The following is a 20,630-nucleotide window of genomic DNA, read 5'->3' on the forward strand; positions in this document are numbered from 1 at the left end:
GGGCGTCATGCCTCGATCAGCCCGGCGCCGTGCAGGGCGTCGGCCGCGGCGGCGACGGCGCCGAACGGCAGCCCGGACCGCTCGGCGACGTCCAGCAGACTGTGCTCGCCGTCGGAGAGGCTGAGCACCCAGAGCATGGCCATCTGGGCCTGCTTCGCGTCGCTGCGGCCGCCGAGTGAGTCGTACAACCCTCGTCGGCCCAGCTGTGGCTCGCCGTAGGGGCTGAGGTTGACGTACTGCCGGTTGCGGTCGAGGACGGCGAATGCCTCGCGGCAGACTGCAAGGGTGTCCGCCATCGCCTCCGGGGTGACGAAGTCCGGGTTGTCCGCCGAGGTGTGGTACTCGGGGTAGCCGGCGTACGGGGTCCGGCTGAGCGAGCCCACGCCGAGGTCGAACCCGGGCGAGCAGAACTGCCGCTCGTCGTAGCCGTACGGAGTGAACTCGGCGACGCTGTGCGGGCGTTCGGAGGCGGCCAGCACGTGCCGCATCACCCGGTCGATCTCCGCGTTGCCTCGCCTGCTCTGCTTGTACGTCAGTTGACCCGAGTCGCCGGCACAGGCCAGCACAAGCCCGTGCTTGACCCTTCCCCCAGCTCTCGGCTCCGCTCGAGCAGGGGATGCCCCATTGATCCGCTCCGCGTTGCGGGCCAGCCAGGTGATCGCCCCGATGGTGCCGGGCGCGAACAGGAACCGGTAGGTGTAGTACGGCGTTTCCTGTGCCAGCGCCCGGGCCAAGAACGTCGCCACCGCGATGCCGGCCAGGTTGTCGTTGGCCAGGGATGGGTGGCAGACGTGGCAGGAGACGATCACCTCGTCGGGGACCTGCCCGGGGACGACGTGCTCGGCGTAGGTGAGGTGGCCGTCTGCGAGTGTGGAGTCGATGCGCACCTCGTACTCGCCGTCCGGCAGCGCGTCCAGGGTCTCCTGGGCCAGGCAGAACCCCCATTCCGGCGTGTAGTAGCTGGTGCGGTACGGCACCCAACTTGGGTGGTCCGGCAGGGTGTGCAGGTGTTCACGCAGCTCGGCCAGAGGCATGGTCGCCGACACCGGCACGCTGTAGCCGAGCACGTGCAGGCTGGACGCGGCGAAGTCGACGACCCGGTTGCCGGTGGTGTCGGCGATGTACGCGTCCCGGATGTTCCACTCCTGCGGCACCGTCCAGTCGAGCACTTGCGTCCCGGTCGGCACCTCGTGCACCTGCAGCGGAACGTACTCGCCGACGATCTCCAGGGTGGCGCGCACACCGTCGCCGGTGATGCTCCGGCACAGCGGGTACAGCCGCTCCACCAGCGCGTGCATCTCCTCACCGACAGCGGTCATCGGCGCCACCGCAGGGTGTCGTCGACGGCGCCGGCGTCGGACGCCTCGCGCAGCACGGCAAGCCGGGTGAAGCGCTGCTCGAAGTCCTCCCGGGTCAGTCCGAACTTCCGGTAGGCGTCGGCGAGTTCGAGTGCGCCCCGCTTCACCGTCCACTCGCAGTCGAAGCCGGGTATCGCGGCGCGGAACCGGGAGAAGTCCACCCGGTACGACCGCGGATCGGCACCGGTCTCCCCGGTGATCACCACCTTCGCGCCGGACACCGCCTCGGCGACCTGCTCGGCGATCTCGGCGACCGTGACGTTGTTGGTCTCGCTGCCGATGTTGAACGCCCGGTCGTGCACCGCTTCGCGCGGCGCGGTCAGTGCGGCCGTGAAGGCCCGGGCGATGTCGGCGGCGTGCACCAGCGGGCGCCAGGGGGTGCCGTCGGAGAGCACGAGGACCTCGCCGGACAGGAGCGCGTGGCCCACCAGGTTGTTCAGCACGATGTCGGCGCGCAGCCGGGGCGAGTAGCCGAAGGCGGTGGCGTTGCGCATGAACACCGGGGTGAAGTCGCCGTCGGCCAGCGCGTGCAGGTCGTCCTCCACCCGCACCTTGGACTCCGCGTACGGCGTGACCGGGCGCAGCGGGGCGTCCTCGCTCACCAGGTCGCCGCCGCCGGCGGCGCCGTAGACCGAGCAGGTCGACGCGTAAAGGAAGCGCCGTACTCCGGCGTCGCCGGCCAGCCGGGCCAGCCGTACGGAGGCGTGGTGGTTGATGTCGTAGGTGAGGTCCGGCGCCAGCGATCCCAGCGGGTCGTTGGAGAGCGCGGCCAGGTGGATCACGGCGTCCACCCCGGCCACGTGTTCGGCCGTGACGTCGCGCAGGTCCACCCGATGCCCCTGCGGGTCGGCGGGCGACGGGCCGAGGACGCAGTCGGCGAACAGGCCGGCGTCGAGGCCGACGACCTCGTGCCCGGCAGCCGCGAGGACCGGGGCCATCACGGTGCCCAGATAGCCCTGGTGTCCGGTCAGTAGTACGCGCAAGGTTCAATCCCCCAGGTTGAGCGTGAGTTTGGTGACGGCGAACGCCTCGGCGTATCGCTCGTGGCATTCGATGCCGCGGATCCGGGCAAGGCCGAGGAAGGCCTCCCGGTCGTACCAGGGCCGGTGCCGCTGCGAGGGGTAGTGCTCCTGCAACAGCCGCACCTTTTGTTCGGCGATCTCCGGCGACAGCGGCTGGTACGCCCCCATACGGCCGAGATCGCCGTCCCACTTGACGATCTCGTAGCCGAGCACGAGGTGGTCGCGGAAAGCGGTGGTCATCAGCTTCGCCAGGCCGCGGTGATCCTGGTGCGCGTCATCGGTACGCGGTGCGAGGACCAGATCCGGCTCGGTCCGCTCGCGCAGCTCCTCGACCGCGGCCTTGGCCCCCTCCCAGTGCGCCGGCAGTCGGCCGTCCGGCAACTTGTCCACGGCCAGGCGCAGTTCGGCGCCCGGGCAGAAGGCGGCGAGCGCGGCCCGCTCCTCCTGCTCCCGCTCGCTGCCACCGCCGGAGAGCACCAGCGCGTCGATGCGCGTGCCCGGATGTGCGAGGCACATCGTCAGCAGCGTGCCGCCGGCGCCGATGGCGATGTCGTCGCAGTGCGCGCCCACCGCGACGATCCGGTCCAGGCGCCCGGCCCCGAGCCGGATCACGCGCTCACCCCCGCGCCGTCCCGTTCCCACACGGCCCACGGGCGGTCACCCCGGGCGTAGGCGGTGTCGAGCGCGGCCCGCTCCTTCACGGTGTCGGTCGGCTTCCAGAAGCCGCGGTGCTGGTGCGCCACCAACCGGCCCTGCTTGGCCAGTTGTGCGCATCCGTCGGCGACCAGGTCCCCGTTCTCCGGTATGTGGTCGAAGACCTCCTGGCGGAGCACGAAGTAGCCGCCGTTCTCCCACAGCGGCAGTTCACTCACCGCGGTGATGCCCCCCACCAGGCCGTCCTCGCCCAACTCCACGCAGTGGAACGACGACTGCGGCGGCACCACCATCATCGACGCACCGGCGTCGCGCCGGGCGAACCGGTCGATCATCTCGGGCAGCGGGGCGTCGGTGAGCACGTCGGCGTAGTTGGCGAGGAACATCTCGTCGCCGTCCAGGTGGTGCCGCACCCGGCGCAGCCGCTCTCCGATCGGTGACTCGATGCCGGTCTGCGCGAACGTGATCGTCCAGTCCGAGATGTCGGTGGACAGCAGCTCGGTCCGCCCGCCCCGCAGCACGAAGTCGTTGGACGTCGTCTCCTCGTAGTTGAGGAAGAAGTCCTTGATGTGGTGGGCCCCGTACCCGAGGCACAGGATGAACTCCGTGTGCCCGAAGTGCGCGTAGTAGCGCATGACGTGCCAGATCAGCGGCCGGGGGCCGACCATCGCCATCGGCTTGGGCACGTCGTCCGCGGCACCGCTCCGCATCCGCATCCCGTAACCGCCGCAGAACAGGACGACCTTCATGCTGTGCCCTTTCAAGACGCGACCTCGACAATGCTCAGTTCCGGGATGGGAAAGACAAGGCGGCCGCCCCACTCGTGCACGAAGGACAGTTGCTCGACCAGTTCGGCCCGCAGGTTCCACGGGAGGACGAGTACGTAGTCGGGCTTGTCGGCGGCTATCCGCTCGGGCGGCAGGATCGGGATGCGGGTGCCCGGGGTGAACCTGCCGTGCTTGTAGGGGTTGCGGTCGACCGTGTACGGCAGCAGGTCGGGCCGGATGCCGCAGTGGTTGAGCAGGGTGTTGCCCTTGCCCGGGGCGCCGTAGCCGACGACCGTCTCGCCGCGCTCGGCCGCCTCGATGAGGAACCGCAGGAGGTCCCGGCGCACCTTGGCCACCCGGGCGGAGAACTCGGTGTACCCGGACAGCTCCTGCAGCCCGGCGGCCTTCTCCCGGTCCAGCACGTCGGCCACACGCCGGGTCGGCTCGCCGGCCACCTCGGCCGGCCGGGCCCACAGCCGGACGGAGCCGCCGTGCGTGGGCAGCAACTCGACGTCCACGAGCGCGAGTCCGCCGCTGGCCAGTGCCCGGGCCGCGGACGCGACTGTGTAGTACTGGAAGTGCTCGTGGTAGATCGTGTCGTACTGGTTCTCCTCGATCAGGGTCAGCAGGTGCTGCACCTCGATGGAGACCCAGCCGTCGTCGGCGACCAGGGCGCGCAGCCCCCGGGTGAACCCGACCACGTCGGGGATGTGCGCGTACACGTTGTTGGCCACGACCAGGTTCGCCGGGCCGTGCTCGGCGCGGACGGCCGAGCCGGTGGCCGGGTCCAGGAACTCCGTGAGTGTGGGCACACGCGCGTCCCGCGCCGCGGCGCCGACGTTCACCGACGGCTCGATGCCCAGGCAGCGGATCCCCCGGTCCACCATGTGCTTGAGCAGGTACCCGTCGTTGCTGGCGACCTCGACCACGAAGGCGTCGGAGACGAGAGCGAGGCGCGCCGCGGTGTCGGCGACGAACGTGCGCGCGTGCTCCACCCAGGAGGTCGAGTACGAGGAGAAGTACGCGTACTCCTTGAACGTCTCCTCCGGCGTGATCAGCGGCGGTATCTGCGCCAGCCAGCAGTCGGTGCAGACCCGCAGGTGCAGCGGGTACGCCGGCTCCGCCGTGTCCAGTTGGTCCGCGGCGAGAAAGCTCTCACATGGTGGCGTCGCCCCGAGATCGACGACGCTCGCCATCGCTTCCGAGCCGCAGAGTCGGCATTTGGTCATCTACTGTCCCCATCCCCCCTGCTCGCGTGGGTGTCCCCGCCGCGAGTCATTGCTGACCGCCCCGCGATCGCGGTGCGGTACCCCTCCACCAGGCGCTCGAGGCCGACGGCCGGGCTGAACCCCTGCTCGTAACGGCGCCGGGCCGCCCGGCCCATCTCCCGGCCCAGGTCCGGCTCGGCCGCGATCCGGCGTATGCAGGACGCGAGCGAGGCGGCCTCGCCCGGCCGGTGCAGCAGCCCGGTCACCCCATCATCGACGAGTTCTACGAAGGCGCCGTGTCCGGCGGCGACGGTCGGGACCCCCGCCGCCATCGCCTCCACGACCACCAGGCCGAACGCCTCCAGCCAGGTCGAGGGAGCCACCACGGCGACCGACCGGGCGATGGCCTTTTGGCACTCCGCCGTGTCGTACAGGCCGACATAGCGCACGTCGTCCCGGCCCGCCGCCCAGGCGGTCACCTCTCGCTCCAGTGGCCCGGCGCCGGCGATCACGAGTGGCACGCCCACACCGCCGTCGGCGGCGATCTCGTCCCACGCCGTCATGAGCAGCCGCACGCCCTTGGCCTCCGCGAGCCGGCCGAGATAGAGCAGCTGCTCGCCGGCGCCCGCTCGGCCGGCGCCCGGGTCGGGCACGAAGTTGTGCTTCACCGCCAGCCGCTCGGCCGGCATGCCGGCCTGCACCAGGACGTCGCGCTGCGCCGCGGAGATGCAGAAGAACCGCTCCACGCCGGACCACCACCGCCGCCGGTTGACCGACAGGCTGACCGCGAGCGGCACCGTCGCAAGGCGGGAGTTCCGGTAGCAGCCGTGCCGGACGGCGGGCAGCGGCGCCGACCCGACGCACTCGGTGCACGGCCGGCCGTCCCGCTGCAGCGTGCCGGGCGGGCAGACCTGGGTGTAGTTGTGCAGCGTGGCGACGGCGGGCACGCCGGCGTCGGCGCAGGCGGCAAGCACCGCGGGCGACAGGAGCGGGAAGACGTTGTGGACGTGCACCACGTCCGGCCGCTCGGTGCGAAGCCGGTCGGCGAGCTCCGCGCGAACCGCCGGGTTCCACGGCACAAGGAGCGGCACCGCGGCCTTGGCAAGGAGGGACCGGGCGGCGATGTCGTCGCTGCGCCGCTCGAACACCTCGACCCGGTGGCCGGCCTCGCGCAGCAGCGCCACCTCCTGGTCGACGACCTTGTTCTCCCCGCTCGGCTGGGCCGAGGCGTAGCGGTTGTGCACCACGAGGACGTGCATGCTCAGGTCACCTCCGATTTTCGGGCCCATCGGGGTATGTGTCGTCGAGGGACTTCGGGCGTCGAGAGGGGAGTGGCCGAGGCAGGTGCCGCAAGCAGCGAGGCGGCCACGGTCAGATGCAGCAGATACGGCGAGGCGTCGCCCAGCCCGGCCTCGGTGTACGACGCGATCGCGCAGTAGCTGATCAGGAAGATCGCGCAGGCCCTCGACAGCGACGGTGGCCGCAGCAACGCGACGCCGCCAAGCACGATGATGATCGCCGCCACCAGGGCGACGCCGGTCAGACCCTGCTCGTGGTAAACGGCCAGCCAGCTGTTGTCGATCGGCAGCCCGCCGAACGACTTGTCGCCCAGGCCCGCGCCGAACAGCTGCTCCGAGGTCGACCGGGGGGCTGCCAGCAGGGCGTCCCAGACCTTGGCCCGACCGGTGAGGTTGGAGAAGTTCTCTTTGCTCTGTCCGCGCAGGAACCACGCCTGCAGCGCGGAGCTGAACGCCACCGCGGCCACGACGGCGCACAGCACCGCCCAGGCGAAGAACCGGCGGGCGGCGGCGCTGGTCAGGAGGAGCGAGCCGATTGCCAACACCAGCCCGATGAACAGGCCGAGCGTGGCCGTCCGGGTATGGGTCAGCGCGAGCAGGACGAGTGCCGGCACGATGACTACCGCCGCGCTGCGCCTGTCGGTCCGGCGGCCCAGAACGAGCAGCACGGTGAGCCCGATGATCACCGCGGCGTACTGTCCGATCTGCGGCGGGGTGAGCGGCCACAACGCGCCGACCAGCCGCCCGCCGTAAAGGTCGGGCATGGCGGCGCCCGGTGAGATGACCAGGCCGGCGGCCACCGACCCGAGGACCACGAAGTAGATCCGGATGTGGTGCCGGACGAACGTCGGGCTGCCGTCCCACCAGCGGCTGAGCAGCCACAGCGTGCCGACGAAGAGAGCCAGCCGGGCGCAGCGGAACAGCGCGCCGAACCCGGACTCCAGGTTCGCGCTGGAGATCACGCTCGGCACCAGCAGCAGGGTGAGCAGGAATACGAAGGCGCTGGCCCGGACGCGCAGCCGGAGATTGACTGCGAGCGCCAGCGCGAACGCGGCGACCAGCGCGCCCATGGTGACCATCTGGATGAGGGAGCGGGGCAGCGGGACGATGGTCTTCGCCCCGGCGGAGCCGAGCGTGTTGAGGATCAGCAGCCCCCAGGCTGTCCCGACGATCTTCGAGGTGTGGTCCGCGCCCATCTCAACCACCGTCCCGTGCGCGGAAGGTGCTGCCCGCGTCCTGCTGGTACGGCGTGCCCTGCCACTGTCCGAAGTCGAGCACCCGGCTCGGGTCGTGGGCCACGAACTTCCATGGGCCGAGGTAGACGTTGTCGTGCCAGCGGTTGTGCTGCTTGCGGGTGATCGCCTCAGCCACCCGCTCGCCCTGGTAGGGCGACCAGTCCGGATAGGTGCCGTAGTTGGCAAGGACCGCCATTCGGTCGCACTTCACCGTGCACTCGACGACGGACTTGTCCAGCACGAAGCGGTTGTCGTGGATGTCCACCCGCTGGGTCTTCCACCGGCAGTCGTCGTAGAGCGGTGCGGTGGCGATCGCCGGCCGCGCGCAGCGGTCGGTATTGTTCACCAGCAACGTGCAGTCACCGGACGAGGTGTTGGCCGGGCTGTTGCAGAACCGGTCGGCGTTTTCCCACAGGGTGATCCCGGACCAGTTGTTCTCCAGCACGTTCCGGTAGATCTCGATCTTGTCCGTGCGGGCTCGGATCCGTGGTTCGCCGCCGGACTCGGACAGGTAGACGGTCGCGAGCGGGAAGCTGTCGCCGCGGTCGGCATACTTGCGGCCCTCGACCCAGTTGTTCCGCCGGATCGTGTTCTTCCGGATGACCGCGTTGTAGCTGGTCTCGTAGATCAGCGCGGCACCGTCGTTGGCCTCGAGCACGTTGTCCTCGATGCGGAAGTCGTTGTTGTTGGTGTCCGCCCACAACCCGGTTCCGCGGTTGTCGTGCACCCAGTTGCCCCGCACGTCGGCGCCGTTGACGGCCCAGAACTTGATGCCTCCGGTGCAGCCGCAGCCCTTCCGCCGCCGCTCCCAGTCGTCGGTGTTGTTGCCCACGATCTCGTTGCCCTCGACCACCAGGTCGCTGAGAGGGCCGCCGGCCTTGTACGCGTTCATGCCGTACTGGCCGTTGCCGCGCAGGCAGCTGGCGCGGACCCGCTGGCGGGCACCGGCCATCAGCCCGGCACCGGAGTTGTGCTGGATCGTCGCGTGCTCGATCACCCACCCGTCGGCCGAGTCATGGTTGACCACGCCCTCGTCCGGCGGCGCCACGAAACGTTGCACGGTCAGGTGGCGGATGGTGACGTCGCGGGCGGTACCGCCGAACGCGTACTGATTGGTCTTCCGGCCGTCGAGCACCGCGCTTGGCGCGCCGAGGTAGCGGTTCCCCTTCTTGGGGATGACCTGGGCGTAGCGGTTCGGCTCGAGCCTGTGCTTGCCCGGTCGAAGCCAGAACGTGGTGTTCGGGGGGCTGCTCTTGGTCTTCGCAGCGACGTCACCGATCACCGCGGGGTCGACCGTCACCGCGCCCGCCGGCGCCTTCGCCGGCCCGGCCACGGGCTTGGCGCACACCCGGGCCACGGACGTGGCTCGTGCAACGGTCGGCTCCGCCGGGGGGCCCGGTGTACTCACGCAGCCAGTCGCCGTCAGCAGTACCAGCACCAGCCGTGCCGTCGGCAACGCCCAGTGCCGCTTCTCGATCACCACGCGTCCCCCTAGCCCCGGAACCTGAGTACGGTGGTGAACCCCTCCACGCCGTCGGCGAAGCCTGTGCCGACCAGCGCGGTGGTGGGCTCCTTGCGCCCGAAGCCGGCGGAGTACCAGCCCAGCGGCGGTTCGGTCTCGCCGCGATGCGCCCGCCAGGACAGCTGCCCGGGCAGGTCGAGCACCGCGGAGCGGTCCTCGCCGTCCCGGGTCCAGGTGAGCTGTGCCCGGTTCCCCACCAGATCCGCGGCGATCAACGGGCCGAGGTGGAAGGCCAGTTGCACGGCACGGCGCGGGCCGCGCACCTCGTCGACCACCCGCAGCTCCTGGCTCGCGGCGGTCAGCTCCACCCGGCGGCGGTGCACGGAGCGCTGGTAACCGTCGTGCTCGGCGCACCAGCGGGCCGTCCCCCCGTCGGAGGCGTCGGATGTGTCCGCGACCAGGACGCGGCTGCGGGCCTGCCGGGTCCACAGGAACGGGCCGCCGGAGACGGACTGGTCACCGCCGTCCAATTGCAGGGTGTTGTGGCCGAGGGTCGACCGGAAGTACTGCCGCCACTCGGGCTGCCCGTGGTAGCAGTACGTCCCCGGGTCGGCGAGCACGTCGACCCCGTCGTGCCGGACCTCCACGGACAGCGCGTCCGCGTGGGCATGCGCGGCGATGGACAGGAACCCGTGCGGACCACCGTCGCAGCGGCACCAGATGTCCTCCGGACCGCGCAGAATCGTCATGCCCGCGTCAGCGAAATGGGCCGGTCGGCTTGCCGGGCGGGTCACGGCCGGTGCGATTTCATTTTTCGCGTACGGCCGGATGAGCGCGGCAAGGAGCGGGGTGCGCACATCGGTGCCACCCGCCGCCGGCCACCAGGCGAGCCGGCCGAACACCGCGTCCCCGGTGGCCAGCAGCGAGGCCCAGCGGTCGGTGCCCGCGCCATCCACGACCAGACCGTGCCCGTCGTCCGCGTCTCCCTGGCGCGGCGGCCGTAACCGGCCGTCCACGACTGCCGCGAGCGCGTCGGTCATCCGCAGCAGCACAAGGCGGATCGACGCGGGGACCGGCACGTCGGCGGCGTCCGCCTCGGCCACCGCGGCCAGGCCGAGCTCAAGGACAAGTCCGTGATACTCGGTGGCCAACTCGCGGTTGAGGCCGGACTCGAAGGTGTTGCTGCGCAGATGCCGCTCCAGCGACTTGAGCGCGCCGGCTCGCCAACGCGCCGAGGAGGGGAACCACCCGAACGCGCAGGCCGCGGCCAACTGCCCGGCGGCCTCCGCGATGACGTGGTTGTTCGCCGAAGATCCCCGGCTGGGGAAGGCGGCCAGCCAGCGCTGGTGGTGCCAGATCTGGTTCAGCGCCACCGGGTTGTCCTCGAACAGACCGGCCACGCCCGGCCAGCCGTCGAGCAGCCGGCGGATCCACACCCAGGAAAGCAGCCGGATCCCCAGCTCGATGCCGCTGATCCAGTGCACTCCGCGTAGTGGCGCGTTGGCCGTCCACCACAACCGCAGGTGCTCGGCCACCCGCTCGGCGTACCGCTCGTTCCCGGTGATCGCGTAGGCGGCGGCGAGCACGGTGAGGTACTGATGCCGGGACGGCTCCCAGATCTGCTTGATGTCCCCGACCACGTCCTCGTTCCGGTACGGCACGTCGAAGGCGTAGCCCCACGGAGCCCGGCGCCCGGTCTTCGGGTCGTACCACCAGTCCGGGTCGGCCAGGTCGTCGCGGTCCACGCCGAAGAACTCGGCGTGCCCGGCCATCAGCCGGTCCGCCTCGGCGATGAGACGTTTCGCAGCGTCCGGTGGCACTGCGGCGATCGTCCCGGCGGGCAGTACCGCGGTGAACCGGGCGCCGGTCACGCTCGGGCAGTCCGGCAGCGCCGACCGCCACCGCCGCCTGCGCACCGCGTCGCCCACCCGGCCGCCGACCTCCCGCGGTCCCATCCGGGACAACCGCCGCAGGTACCAGCCCGCGCTCATGGTCATCGCGCCCTCGCCAACGTCACCGGCGCGCCGCCGGCCAGGCCGGCCTGCACGGCGAGGGTGGCCGACGTGGTGGCGACCAGCGACTCCAGCGACACCGGCATCGGCCCGCCGGTCCGCACGGCCTTGATGAACGCGGCCAGCTCGGCAGACTGGCCCTTGTCCCGGGCCTTGGGCAGCCGCGAACTGACCCACCGCTTGCGGCCGACCCCTCCGTCTGCAAACAGCGAGGCACGGACGAAGTCGTCGAGCCGCAGCACCTTGCCGTCCGCGATCAGGTCCAGCGTCTCCTTGGGGAAGGCCGACGAGCCGGTGGTGACGTAGCTGATGGTGGCGGTGGACCCGTCCGGGTAGCGCAGCACGACCTGCAGGTCCTCGTTGCCGGACGTGGCGACCGCGTACACCGAGACCGGGTCGGCCTCGAGCAGCCAGCTTGCCGTGTCGATGAAGTGTCCGCCCTCGCCGGCGAACCGCGAGCCCTCGGTGCCCTGTTGGAGGTACCAGCTGCCGTGCTGCAGCCGGCCCGCGTTGACCAGGTAGCGGAGGCTCGCCGGACCGTTCCGGGCGCCGAACCGCTTCCTGGCCTCCTGCAGCAGCGGCGCGAACCGGCGGTTGAAGCCCACCTGCAGGCGGTCGTTGCCGGACTTCTCCACCGCCGCGAGCACGCCGGCCAGCTCGTCCTCGGTGAGCGCCAGGGGCTTCTCCACGAACACCGCCTTGCCGGCAAGGAGTGCCCTTTGGGTCAGTTCGGCGTGCGAGCTGTGGCGGGTGACCACGAACACCGCGTCGATGGACGGGTCGTCGAGCACGGCGTCGAGATCGGTGGTCGCCTCGGCGAAGCCGAACTTCCGCTTCGCGTTGGCCGCGGACAGCGCCGTCGTGGTGACGACCGTGGACAACTCGACGCCGTCGCGCTGTGCCAGGTGCGGCAGCAGCATCGAGGTCGCGTAGTTTCCCGCGCCGGCGAACGCCACCCGCACCGACGCCTTGGCGGGCCGGGCCGGGGTGGGCGCTTTGCCGCTGCGTCGCACCGCGGGCACGGCCACCGCCGGGGCCGCTTCCCCCGCTTCCCTCGCTTGCTCGGGGTACCGGAACAGCACGGCCACGGCCTTCAGGTCGCCGTCCTTCAGGCGCTGGTACGTCTCGACGGCGTCGTCGAAGTCGGCGATGTGGGAGACCAGGGGCTCCACGTCGATGCGGCCGCGGGCGAGGAGATCGAGGAAGCACGCCAGGTTGCGGCGCTCAGTCCAGCGCACGTAGCCGATCGGGTAGTCCCGCCCCTCGAGCTCGTACTCCGGGTCGTAGCGTCCGGGGCCGTAACTGCGGGAGAACCGGACGTCGAGCTCTTTCTCGTAGTATGCGTTCCATGGCAGGTCCAGGCGGCACTTGCCGATGTCGACGACCCGGCCGCGGTCCCGGCAGAGCCGGGCGGCCAGCTCGACGGGCTGGTTGCTGCCGCCGCCGGCGGCCAGGTACACCTGGTCCACGCCGTGACCGCCGGTGAGCTCGGCGACGGAGGCTTCCACGGCCGCGGACGCGGGATCACCGCAGGCCGCGGCGCCCAGGCGCTCGGCGAGCTCGCAGCGCGCCCGGTCGGGGTCGACCCCGACGACACGGACCCCCGAGGCGGTGAGGAGCTGCACCACCAACTGCCCGATAAGACCGAGGCCGATGACAAGGGCCACGTCGCCGAGCTGTGGCTCGCCGCGGCGGACGCCCTGCATCGCGATCGACCCGACGGTGCCGAAGGCCGCGTGCCGCGGCGCGAGGCCGTCCGGCACCCGGGCGTAGAGGTTCTTCGGCACCCAGTTCAGCTCGGCGTGCAACGCGTGCTCGTTGCCGGCGCAGGCCACCAGGTCGCCGACCTTCACATCGTCGATCCCGGTGCCGACCTGCTCGACCACCCCGCACAGCGAGTAGCCCAGCGGCGTGTAGGAGTCCAGCTTGCCCATCACCTTGCGGTAGGTGGCGGGCACCCCGTTGGTGGCCACGCTCTGCATGACCTTGGCCACCTGGTCCGGCCGGGTGCGGGCCTTGCCCAGCATCGACATGCCGGCCTCGGACACCTTCATGAGCTCGGTCCCGGTGGATATCAGCGAGTAGGCGCTGCGGACCAGCACACCGCCCGCCTTGCACCCCGGCACCGGCACGTCGAGCACCGTCAGCTCGCCGCTCTTGTAGTTCTGTACAACCTGCTTCACCCGAAGTCCCCTTGTTCCTATGCCGTTAAGCGGGTGCTCTGGCCGGAGCCAGAGGTCGCGCCGCGATACCAGTACTCGAGGGTCAGCACATGCCACAGATGCTTGGAGAAGTCCCGCTGCCCGGCGGCGTCCTCGGCGACCATGCGCGCCAGCGCGTCGCGGCGCAGGAGCCCGGAGTTGACGAGCACGCCGTCGTTGACCACCTCGCGCACCAGAGGTGCCAGATCCCGGCTCATCCAGGCCCGCAGCGGGGCGCTGAACAGGCCCTTGGGCCGGTACACGATCTCCCGGGGCAGGATCGAGGTGGCCGCTTCCTTGAGGACGGCCTTGCCCTGTCGTCCGACGATCTTGCGATCGCCGGGCACGGCGAACGCCGCCTTGACCACCTCGACATCCACGTACGGCACCCGCACCTCGGTCGACGCGGCCATGCTCGACCGGTCCGTGTAAGCGAGGTTCAGGCCCGGCAGGAACATCCGGGCGTCGCCCAGACACATGCGGTTGACGAAGTCGTCGAGGTCGTTGTCCTGGTAGATGTCCGCGTGCTCGGTCAGCACGTCCTCGACCGCCTGGGCCAAGTCCGGATTGACGAGGGCGAGCAGCTCGTCCTGGTCGTACATGGTGTAGCTGCGCCGGAACGCGGTCTCCTCCGGCAGATCGGCGAAGGAGAGGAACCGCTTCGCGAAGCGCACCGACCGGTACCCGCGGCGGGCCGTGGCGACCGGCAGCCTGTCCACGGCCCTGGACAGGCCGCGCCGCAGGGGCCGCGGGACGCGCTGGTAGCGCAGCGCGATCAGGTTGGCCAGGTGCTTGCGGTAACCGGCGAACAGCTCGTCGGCGCCCATCCCCGACAGCATCACCTTGACCCCCGCCTCCCGGGCGGCCTCGCAGATCAGGAACGTGTTGATCGCGGCGGGGTCGCCGATCGGCTCGTCCAGGTGGTACGTCATCTCGGGCAGCAGGTCGAGCACATTCGGCGCGATCTCGATCTCGTGCAGGTCGACGCCGAACCGCTCGGCCACCTGCCGGGCGTAGCGAAGGTCGTCCGGCATCGCCTCGAACTTGGCGTCCTCGGCGCGGAATCCGATCGTGTACGCGGAGATCCCGGGTCGGTCGCGGGCCGCAAGCGCGGTCAGGTAGCTGGAGTCGAGACCGCCGGAGAGGAAGGTCGCCACGGGTACGTCGGAGAGCAGATGGCGTCGGGTCGACTCCTCGACGACGGCGGCCAGGTCCGGCTGCTCGCCGCTCCGAGCCCGCTCCCGGCCCTCGGCGGCGATGTCCCTCAGGTGCCAGTACCGGCCGCGCTCCACCCGGCCGTCGGGCCGGCACCTGAGCCAGCTTCCCGGCGGCAGCTTCTCCGCCTCGCGGTACGCGCACCGCGAGTCCGGCACCCAGTAGTACAACAGCGAGGCCACCAGCGCCGCATGGTCCACCTCCAGCGACCCGCCGGTGGCGACGGCGAGCGCCTTGAGCTCGGAGGCGAACACCAGGCCCGCACCGCGCCGGAGCAGGAACAGCGGCTTGATGCCCAACTGGTCGCGCGCCAGCACCAGTTCACCGGTGCGCTCGTCGAAGATCCCGAACGCGAACATGCCGCGCAGCCGGGGAAGGCAGTCCGTTCCCCAGCGCCGCCAGGCCTCGAGCAGCACCTCGGTGTCGGAGGTACCGCGGAAGCGCACCCCGGCGGCCGCCAACTCGGCCCGCAGCTCGGGCGCGTTGTAGAGCTCACCGTTGTACGTCAGGACCAGGCCGCCCGAGACCATCGGCTGGGCGCCGGTCTCGGACAGGTCGATGACGGCGAGCCGGCGGTGCCCGAGCTGTACTTCGCCGTTACCGGCGGGGTGGCCGTACCGGCCCGCCCCGTCCGGGCCGCGGTGGGCGAGGGTATCGGTGAGCCGGTCGGTCACGGCCTTCCCGTCCGGCCATAGGTAAGTTCCTGAGATGCCACACATGTGCTACCGCGCCTCCTGGTCGCTGTCCGGGACCCGTGCGGCCCACATCGGCTGCCGCTCCGTCCGCCGCCGGCCCGTCCCGTTCTGTCGGGCCAAGCGCTCGCTCTGGCCGCGCAGCGCGGTGTGCAGCCCGTCCCACAGCGTGCCGTCGGTTCTGTCCCGCGGATCGGGGTCGATCAGCACCACACCGATCACCGCGATGCCCTGGTCCGCGAGCTGCCGCGCCACGGTGTGCAGCCATGCGGCGCTGCCGTGCCCGGCACGCACGACGAGCACGGTCCGGGTGCCGAGGTACTGGAGGTCGGTCCACGCCGTGCCGGGCGCCACCGAGCCGACGCCGAGCCGGCGCTCCTGCTGCGGCACGGCCGCGGCACGCTCGCCGCTGACCACGGTCGGGTCTCCCGGCTTCAGGCGGCGGCCCCCGAGCTGCGGGCCCGGCAGGCCGTCGATGATGACCACGGGCCCCTCCGGTTCCAGTGCCCGGGCGAGGTCCAGGGCGATCGCACTCGTGCTGCGCGCACAGCCCAGTTCAAGGAGCGACACCGGTTCCGCGGAGCCGAGCACCGTGCGGGCCAGGGACGTGGTGAGCCTGGTCCGTGCCTCGCGGATCCGTCGGCGCTGCCAGGGCCTGCCCGTCCGGCGGGGCAGCTCCGTGATGACCGAGGCGCCCAGGTTCGCCGCGATCTCCCGGCGCAGCACGGGGCGGTCCGCCACCACCGAGCCGACCGCGGCCAGCGCGAGCCCGAGGACGAGTCCGAGTGCGAGCCCGATCGCGGCGTTGGTGGCGGCGGCCTTGGGCAGGGAGTGCTGCACCGCGCGCGGGGCGTCCACGATCTGTGTGCCGGCGATGAGCTGGGGCGTGCCGGTGCGTGCCTCCGCCGCGCGCTCATCGAAATCGGCTATCCGCGAGGTGAGTTCGGCCCGGCGGGCGAAGAGCGACTCGAAGTTCGCCGAGGCTTCCGGGCTGTTGTCCTGCGGTCCGTCTCCGATCGCCTTGTTGACCTGGGCGAGTTCGTCCCGCATGCGGTCGCGCTGGTCGAGCAGAGCCTTGGCCTCGGCTTTCGCGGCTGCCTGTATCTGCTTCACATGGTTCGCGACGAACGCTTCGGCCAGCGCCTTGGCGCGGGCCACCGCTTCCGCGTCGTTGTCACCCGTCACATTGATCTGCAGCAGGTTGTTGGTCAAGCCGATGCCCTCGTAGTCCTGCATGAAGTCCTCTGGTTTGTCTATGGAGTTGAGGGCCTGCAGGGCGTTACTGGCGATCCGTGTGGTCTGCAGCAGCGCGACGTCGGTGCGGATCAGCGTTCCGGGGTCGTTCGGCTGGTCGGCCTGATGCGCGACGAGCACCTTGGTCACCGCGGTCGGCGGTGGCGGCATCAGGACTGCCACCGCCGCGCCGACGAGCAGCCCGAGGAGTGCCATGAAGGACCAGAGGCGGCGCCGTCTGCGTACCGCCACCACCAGCGCCTGCAGGTCGAAGAGCGGAGCGGCGGCCGACGACTCCGAAGTCGTACTCGTCGTCACCTTGAACCTCCCGTCGCGTTGTCGCCGACCGCGAGCGCCAGCGTGGCGGCATCCCGAGGATGGCCGGCGGACCGTTTCGGACGGGTCCGGACCAGGCCGGCGAGGACGATGCCGACGACCTCGTGCTTGGCGTCCGCACATGCCCCGGCGATGTCGGCGAGTTCCGCTGAGGTCCAGCTGCCCGCGCTGAGCACGATCAGGGCACCGGACTCGTTGGTGCGGTCCGGCACCATGGGCCGGGACGTCGAAACTCCTACCACCCGCAGCATCGGATCGCCCTCGGCCTCGGCGACGAGCTGTCCGGCGGCTCGGCGGGCGATCTCGTCGCCGGCCGGGACGACAACCAACAGCCTTCGGGGGGCCGGGAGTTGGTCCCGGAGCCGGGTGCACACCCGCCGGTAGCGGAGCTGCCTGCCGGCCTCGTCGCCGGAGGTCTGCAGGGGCGGTATGTCCCACCGGATGTCGACGCCGAGCAGCCGGCGGATCCGGGCCCGCGGGCCGTGGTCCTCCGGCCGGTGCGCGGACCGTTCACCGGGTACGTCGACGGTGCCGAGCAGCGTCGAGTCCAGCGCCGCGGCGATCTCCGGTTCGGTGCGCAGCCGACGGCTCATCCGTGCGGCGGTGAGATGGCCGACGACCGCGAGCAGGAAGAACAGCACCGCCCCGGCGACGATGAGCTGCATCCGCGTCGGCGGTGCCTCGCTGTCCGGCCGGGCCGCCGGCCCCATGACGACCATGTTGGCCTTGTTGGCGGCCGGGTCGACCTGGTCCAGCTTCTTGATGGCGTCCTGCAGCGCGGTGCGCAGCTTCGCGAGCTCGGTGCGGGTCTGCACGCTCTCCACGGTCTGCCCCGGATCGGTCGCCTCGGCCAGCTCGGTGATGCGGCGGCTGGTCTGCACCACCATCTTCCGCAGCTCCTCGGGCCCCGTCGTCGCTTCGGAGTCGGTGTTGTCGCCTGCGAGCCGCGCGGCGAATGTGACGAATTGCTGGGCCACTTGGTCGGAGAGTTCCTGTGCGCGCTCCGGGCTGTCGGCCGTACCCGAGATCTTGACGATGTTCCCGTCGGTGGCCTTGGCGCTCACCCGGTCCCGCAGCTCGCTGCCGCTGACCCCGGTCCAGCCGAGCGTGGCGGCCGCACGGTTGACCACCACCGAACTGGTCGCGATCTCCGCCTGAGTCAGCAGCTCGCGCTCCTCCCACTGACCCGGCAGCAGTACCGATGCCGACGTCGTATAACGCGGCGGGAACAGCAGAGAGGTGCCGTAGCCGACGAGCGCACCCACCAACGTGAGGACGGTGAGCAGCCGCCAGCGCTGACGGATGATCCGGCCGATGGTGACCAGGCGTATCGTGTCGTCGCTCAACGGCCCGGCCTCCTCCGTATCCGGCCCGGGCCGCGCGCCGACACCGGAGCGTTCTCACGGCAGGCGGCGGCGTAGGCGGCCAGCAGCGACGCCTGCGAGTTCCGCCAGGACAGTGGCCCGCCGATCCGCTCCTGGCCGATCTTGCCCATCCGGGCCCGCTGCTCCGGATCGTCGAGCAACTCCGTGATGAGCTTGGCGAATTCGGCCTCGTCGTTGGCGGGCGCGTAGACGGCGGCGTCACCGGCGGAGACCCGCGCCTCCCGGAGGTCGAACGAGACGATCGGCCGGCCCATCACCATGTACTCCAGGACCTTGTTCATGGTCGACACGTCGTTGAGCGGATTGCGCGGGTCGGGGGAGAGGCACACGTCCGCAGTGGACAGATAGCGGACCAGGTCGGCGTCCGGGATGCGCCCGGTGAACTGCACCTGCTCCGAGAGCCCGAGCCGCCGGGACAGCTCCACCATCGCGTCGAAGGCGTCGCCGGCGCCGACGAACACCGCATGCCAGTCGGTCCGCCCGAGCTCGTCGCGCAGCTTGGCGAGAGAGCGCAGGGCGTAGTCGACCCCGTCCTGCGGGCCCATCACGCCGAGGTAGCACAGCAGATGAGGTTTGCCGCGCTTCAACTCCGGTTCGGGCGGCACCGGGTGGAAGCGGTCGATGTCGGGCGCACTGCGCACCACGAAGACGTCCTCCGGCCTCCGGCCGCCGCGGCGCAGCGCGACGTCCCGGTAGCTCTCGTTCGTGGCGAGCACGACGTCCGCGGCCCGGTAGGTCCGCCGTTCCAGCGCGCACACGGCGCGGTAGAGCAGGTCCTTGCCGCGGTCGAACCGGGAGAGGTACAGCTCGGGCACCAGGTCGTGCTGGTCGAAGACGAACCGCGTGCCGCGCCGCTTCAGCCACAGCGCCGGCAGAAACAGCAGGTCGGGCGGGTTGCAGGCGTGGACCACGTCGACCGGGCCGACCTTGCGGGCCAGCCGGAACGTGTGCCACAAGGCCGATCCGTACTCGCGCAGATAGCCGGCCGGTCCTCCGGTGGCCGCGCGCAACGGGTAGCGGTGGATCCGCACCCCGTCGATCTCCGCCTCCGGCTCGGTGTCCCGCTTCGTCCCCCGGGGGCAGATGACGTGCACCGTCCAGCCCGCGTCGCGCAGCGTCGTGCACTCCTGCCACACCCGCCGGTCGAAGGGCACCGACAGGTTCTCCACCAGGATCAGCGCGCGCCGGTCCGGCCGGTCGCCGCTGGCTGTGTCATCAAACGATGTGTCACCAAGCAAGGCCCACGTACCCCGGTTCGGTCCGGCGCGCGTCGGCGTCGGGAAGGTGGATGAGGTCGACAATCACCGGGCCGTCGCCATGGGGCAGCGCCGACACCACGGCCGGATCCCTGGTCCCGACCAGGCACACCTCGGCATGGTCCAGCACCTTGTCGACGGAGTTCGCAAGGAGCTGGGCGAGGTGCGGCAGCCGGGTCTCGATGTACTCGCGGTTCGCGCCGAGCAGCCGGGAGAGGTTCACATTGGGGTCGTAGATCCGCAGGTCGTACCCCTTGCCGAAGAGCCGCTCCGCCAGCTCGACGAGCGGGCTCTCGCGGAGGTCGTCGGTGCCGGGCTTGAAGGAGAGACCGAACAGGCCGACCCGACGCTTGCCGGTGCGCTCGACCAACTCCACCGCACGCTGCAGGTGTTCGGAGTTGGAGGGCAGCACATGGGCGAGGATGGGGACCGAGACATCGGCCCGCCGCGCCGCGTGCACCAGGCTGCGCAGGTCCTTTGGCAGGCAGGAGCCACCGAAGGCGAAGCCGGGCCGCAGATAGGCGGGGCTGATGTTCAGCTTGCGGTCGGCCAGGAACACGTCGATCACCTGGTGCGAGTCCACCCCGAGCGCCTGGCACACCGCGCCCAGCTCGTTCGCGAAGCCGATCTTGAGGCCGTGGAACGCGTTGTCCGCGTACTTGATCGCCTCGGCCGTCGGGACCGGCACCCGGAACACCTCGCCGGGCAGCCCCTCGTACAGCGCCGCCACCACGTCGCCGCTTGCCGCGTCGAGCTCGCCGATGACGGTCTTGGGCGGGTCGAAGAAGTCCCGCACGCTCGTGCCCTCGCGCAGGAACTCCGGGTTGACCGCGACCCCGAAGTCCACCCCGGCCGTGCCGACGTACTTCTCCAGGATCGGAACCAGCAGATTCAGACAGGTGCCCGGGAGCATGGTGCTGCGGAACACGACGGTCTGCCGCCCGCCCCGCTCGGCCACCGCGGCACCGATCTGCTCGGTGACCCGCTCCAAGTATGTGGTGCACAGGCTGCCGTTGGGCTCCGAGGGCGTGCCCACGCAGATCAGCGACACCTCGCTGCCCATGATCGCCTCGCGGACGTCGGCGGTGGCGCGTAACGCTCCGGTCCGCACGACCTCGGCGATGAGCTCGCCTATCCGCTCCTCGACCACCGGGGCCTCGCCGTCGTTGACCAGGTCGACCTTCACCTGGTTCACGTCCACCCCGATGACCTCGTGACCCAGGCTCGCCAGGCACGCGGCCGACACGCAGCCCACGTAGCCGAGCCCTAAGACGCTGACCCTCATGACCCGTTCCT

Annotated in this window: 15 protein-coding genes; all 15 read right to left on the reverse strand. The window is 70.9% G+C overall.

The annotated features are described in order from the left end of the window. Positions 1 to 5: 5 nt before the first annotated feature. The 15 genes from PXH83_RS29020 to PXH83_RS29090 are packed head-to-tail and all read right to left on the reverse strand — an operon-like array spanning position 6 to position 20,619. Entirely contained in the window at positions 6 to 1,328 is a 1,323-nt protein-coding gene (locus PXH83_RS29020) for a DUF4910 domain-containing protein (RefSeq protein WP_274564336.1), read from the reverse strand. After that, on the reverse strand, positions 1,316 to 2,341 hold the full coding sequence (locus PXH83_RS29025) for an NAD-dependent epimerase/dehydratase family protein (protein ID WP_274564338.1): 1,026 nt from the start codon (positions 2,339 to 2,341) through the stop codon (positions 1,316 to 1,318). Before PXH83_RS29025 ends, PXH83_RS29020 begins: the two co-directional genes overlap by 13 nt. A 3-nt stretch (positions 2,342 to 2,344) precedes the next feature. Further along, positions 2,345 to 2,992 (reverse strand): PIG-L deacetylase family protein, encoded by a 648-nt coding sequence (locus PXH83_RS29030; protein ID WP_274564340.1) that lies wholly within the window; start codon positions 2,990 to 2,992, stop codon positions 2,345 to 2,347. Further along, positions 2,989 to 3,783, reverse strand: a complete 795-nt coding sequence (locus PXH83_RS29035) for a glycosyltransferase family protein (protein WP_274564341.1) — start codon at positions 3,781 to 3,783, stop codon at positions 2,989 to 2,991. Before PXH83_RS29035 ends, PXH83_RS29030 begins: the two co-directional genes overlap by 4 nt. A gap of 11 nt (positions 3,784 to 3,794) precedes the next feature. Then, positions 3,795 to 5,030 (reverse strand): class I SAM-dependent methyltransferase, encoded by a 1,236-nt coding sequence (locus PXH83_RS29040; RefSeq protein WP_274564343.1) that lies wholly within the window; start codon positions 5,028 to 5,030, stop codon positions 3,795 to 3,797. Next, on the reverse strand, positions 5,027 to 6,268 hold the full coding sequence (locus tag PXH83_RS29045; RefSeq protein WP_274564345.1) for a glycosyltransferase: 1,242 nt from the start codon (positions 6,266 to 6,268) through the stop codon (positions 5,027 to 5,029). The genes PXH83_RS29040 and PXH83_RS29045 overlap by 4 nt, the downstream gene beginning before the upstream one ends. A gap of 2 nt (positions 6,269 to 6,270) precedes the next feature. Beyond that, positions 6,271 to 7,503, reverse strand: coding sequence for an O-antigen ligase domain-containing protein (locus PXH83_RS29050; RefSeq protein ID WP_274564347.1), 1,233 nt, complete (start codon positions 7,501 to 7,503; stop codon positions 6,271 to 6,273). Between the two features lies 1 nt (position 7,504). Further along, complete coding sequence (locus PXH83_RS29055) at positions 7,505 to 9,025, reverse strand: right-handed parallel beta-helix repeat-containing protein (RefSeq protein ID WP_274564350.1); 1,521 nt, start codon at positions 9,023 to 9,025, stop codon at positions 7,505 to 7,507. 8 nt (positions 9,026 to 9,033) lie between these two features. After that, on the reverse strand, positions 9,034 to 11,001 hold the full coding sequence (locus PXH83_RS29060) for an alginate lyase family protein (protein ID WP_274564351.1): 1,968 nt from the start codon (positions 10,999 to 11,001) through the stop codon (positions 9,034 to 9,036). Continuing rightward, complete coding sequence (locus tag PXH83_RS29065; RefSeq protein ID WP_274564353.1) at positions 10,998 to 13,199, reverse strand: bi-domain-containing oxidoreductase; 2,202 nt, start codon at positions 13,197 to 13,199, stop codon at positions 10,998 to 11,000. The genes PXH83_RS29060 and PXH83_RS29065 overlap by 4 nt, the downstream gene beginning before the upstream one ends. 17 nt (positions 13,200 to 13,216) lie before the next feature. Continuing rightward, on the reverse strand, positions 13,217 to 15,151 hold the full coding sequence (gene asnB / locus PXH83_RS29070; protein ID WP_274564354.1) for an asparagine synthase (glutamine-hydrolyzing): 1,935 nt from the start codon (positions 15,149 to 15,151) through the stop codon (positions 13,217 to 13,219). Between the two features lie 3 nt (positions 15,152 to 15,154). Then, positions 15,155 to 16,675 (reverse strand): Wzz/FepE/Etk N-terminal domain-containing protein, encoded by a 1,521-nt coding sequence (locus tag PXH83_RS29075; RefSeq protein ID WP_274564356.1) that lies wholly within the window; start codon positions 16,673 to 16,675, stop codon positions 15,155 to 15,157. After that, a complete protein-coding gene (locus PXH83_RS29080; RefSeq protein ID WP_274564358.1) occupies positions 16,672 to 18,039 on the reverse strand; it encodes a Wzz/FepE/Etk N-terminal domain-containing protein in 1,368 nt (455 codons plus the stop codon). Before PXH83_RS29080 ends, PXH83_RS29075 begins: the two co-directional genes overlap by 4 nt. Beyond that, positions 18,036 to 19,316, reverse strand: a complete 1,281-nt coding sequence (locus PXH83_RS29085) for a glycosyltransferase family 4 protein (protein ID WP_274564359.1) — start codon at positions 19,314 to 19,316, stop codon at positions 18,036 to 18,038. Before PXH83_RS29085 ends, PXH83_RS29080 begins: the two co-directional genes overlap by 4 nt. Further along, positions 19,306 to 20,619 (reverse strand): nucleotide sugar dehydrogenase, encoded by a 1,314-nt coding sequence (locus tag PXH83_RS29090; RefSeq protein WP_274564361.1) that lies wholly within the window; start codon positions 20,617 to 20,619, stop codon positions 19,306 to 19,308. Before PXH83_RS29090 ends, PXH83_RS29085 begins: the two co-directional genes overlap by 11 nt. Positions 20,620 to 20,630 lie beyond the last annotated feature (11 nt).

It is taken from the genome of Streptomyces spiramyceticus (genome assembly GCF_028807635.1).
GTDB lineage: Bacteria > Actinomycetota > Actinomycetes > Streptomycetales > Streptomycetaceae > Streptomyces > Streptomyces spiramyceticus.

Bases quoted from the DNA above. Each gene is read 5' to 3' on its own strand.
- asnB (WP_274564354.1), bottom strand. From the start codon at position 15,151: ATGTGTGGCATCTCAGGAACTTACCTATGGCCGGACGGGAAGGCCGTG.
- PXH83_RS29090 (WP_274564361.1), bottom strand. From the start codon at position 20,619: ATGAGGGTCAGCGTCTTAGGGCTCGGCTACGTGGGCTGCGTGTCGGCC.
- PXH83_RS29035 (WP_274564341.1), bottom strand. From the start codon at position 3,783: ATGAAGGTCGTCCTGTTCTGCGGCGGTTACGGGATGCGGATGCGGAGC.
- PXH83_RS29040 (WP_274564343.1), bottom strand. From the start codon at position 5,030: ATGACCAAATGCCGACTCTGCGGCTCGGAAGCGATGGCGAGCGTCGTC.
- PXH83_RS29060 (WP_274564351.1), bottom strand. From the start codon at position 11,001: ATGACCATGAGCGCGGGCTGGTACCTGCGGCGGTTGTCCCGGATGGGA.
- PXH83_RS29050 (WP_274564347.1), bottom strand. From the start codon at position 7,503: ATGGGCGCGGACCACACCTCGAAGATCGTCGGGACAGCCTGGGGGCTG.
- PXH83_RS29045 (WP_274564345.1), bottom strand. From the start codon at position 6,268: ATGCACGTCCTCGTGGTGCACAACCGCTACGCCTCGGCCCAGCCGAGC.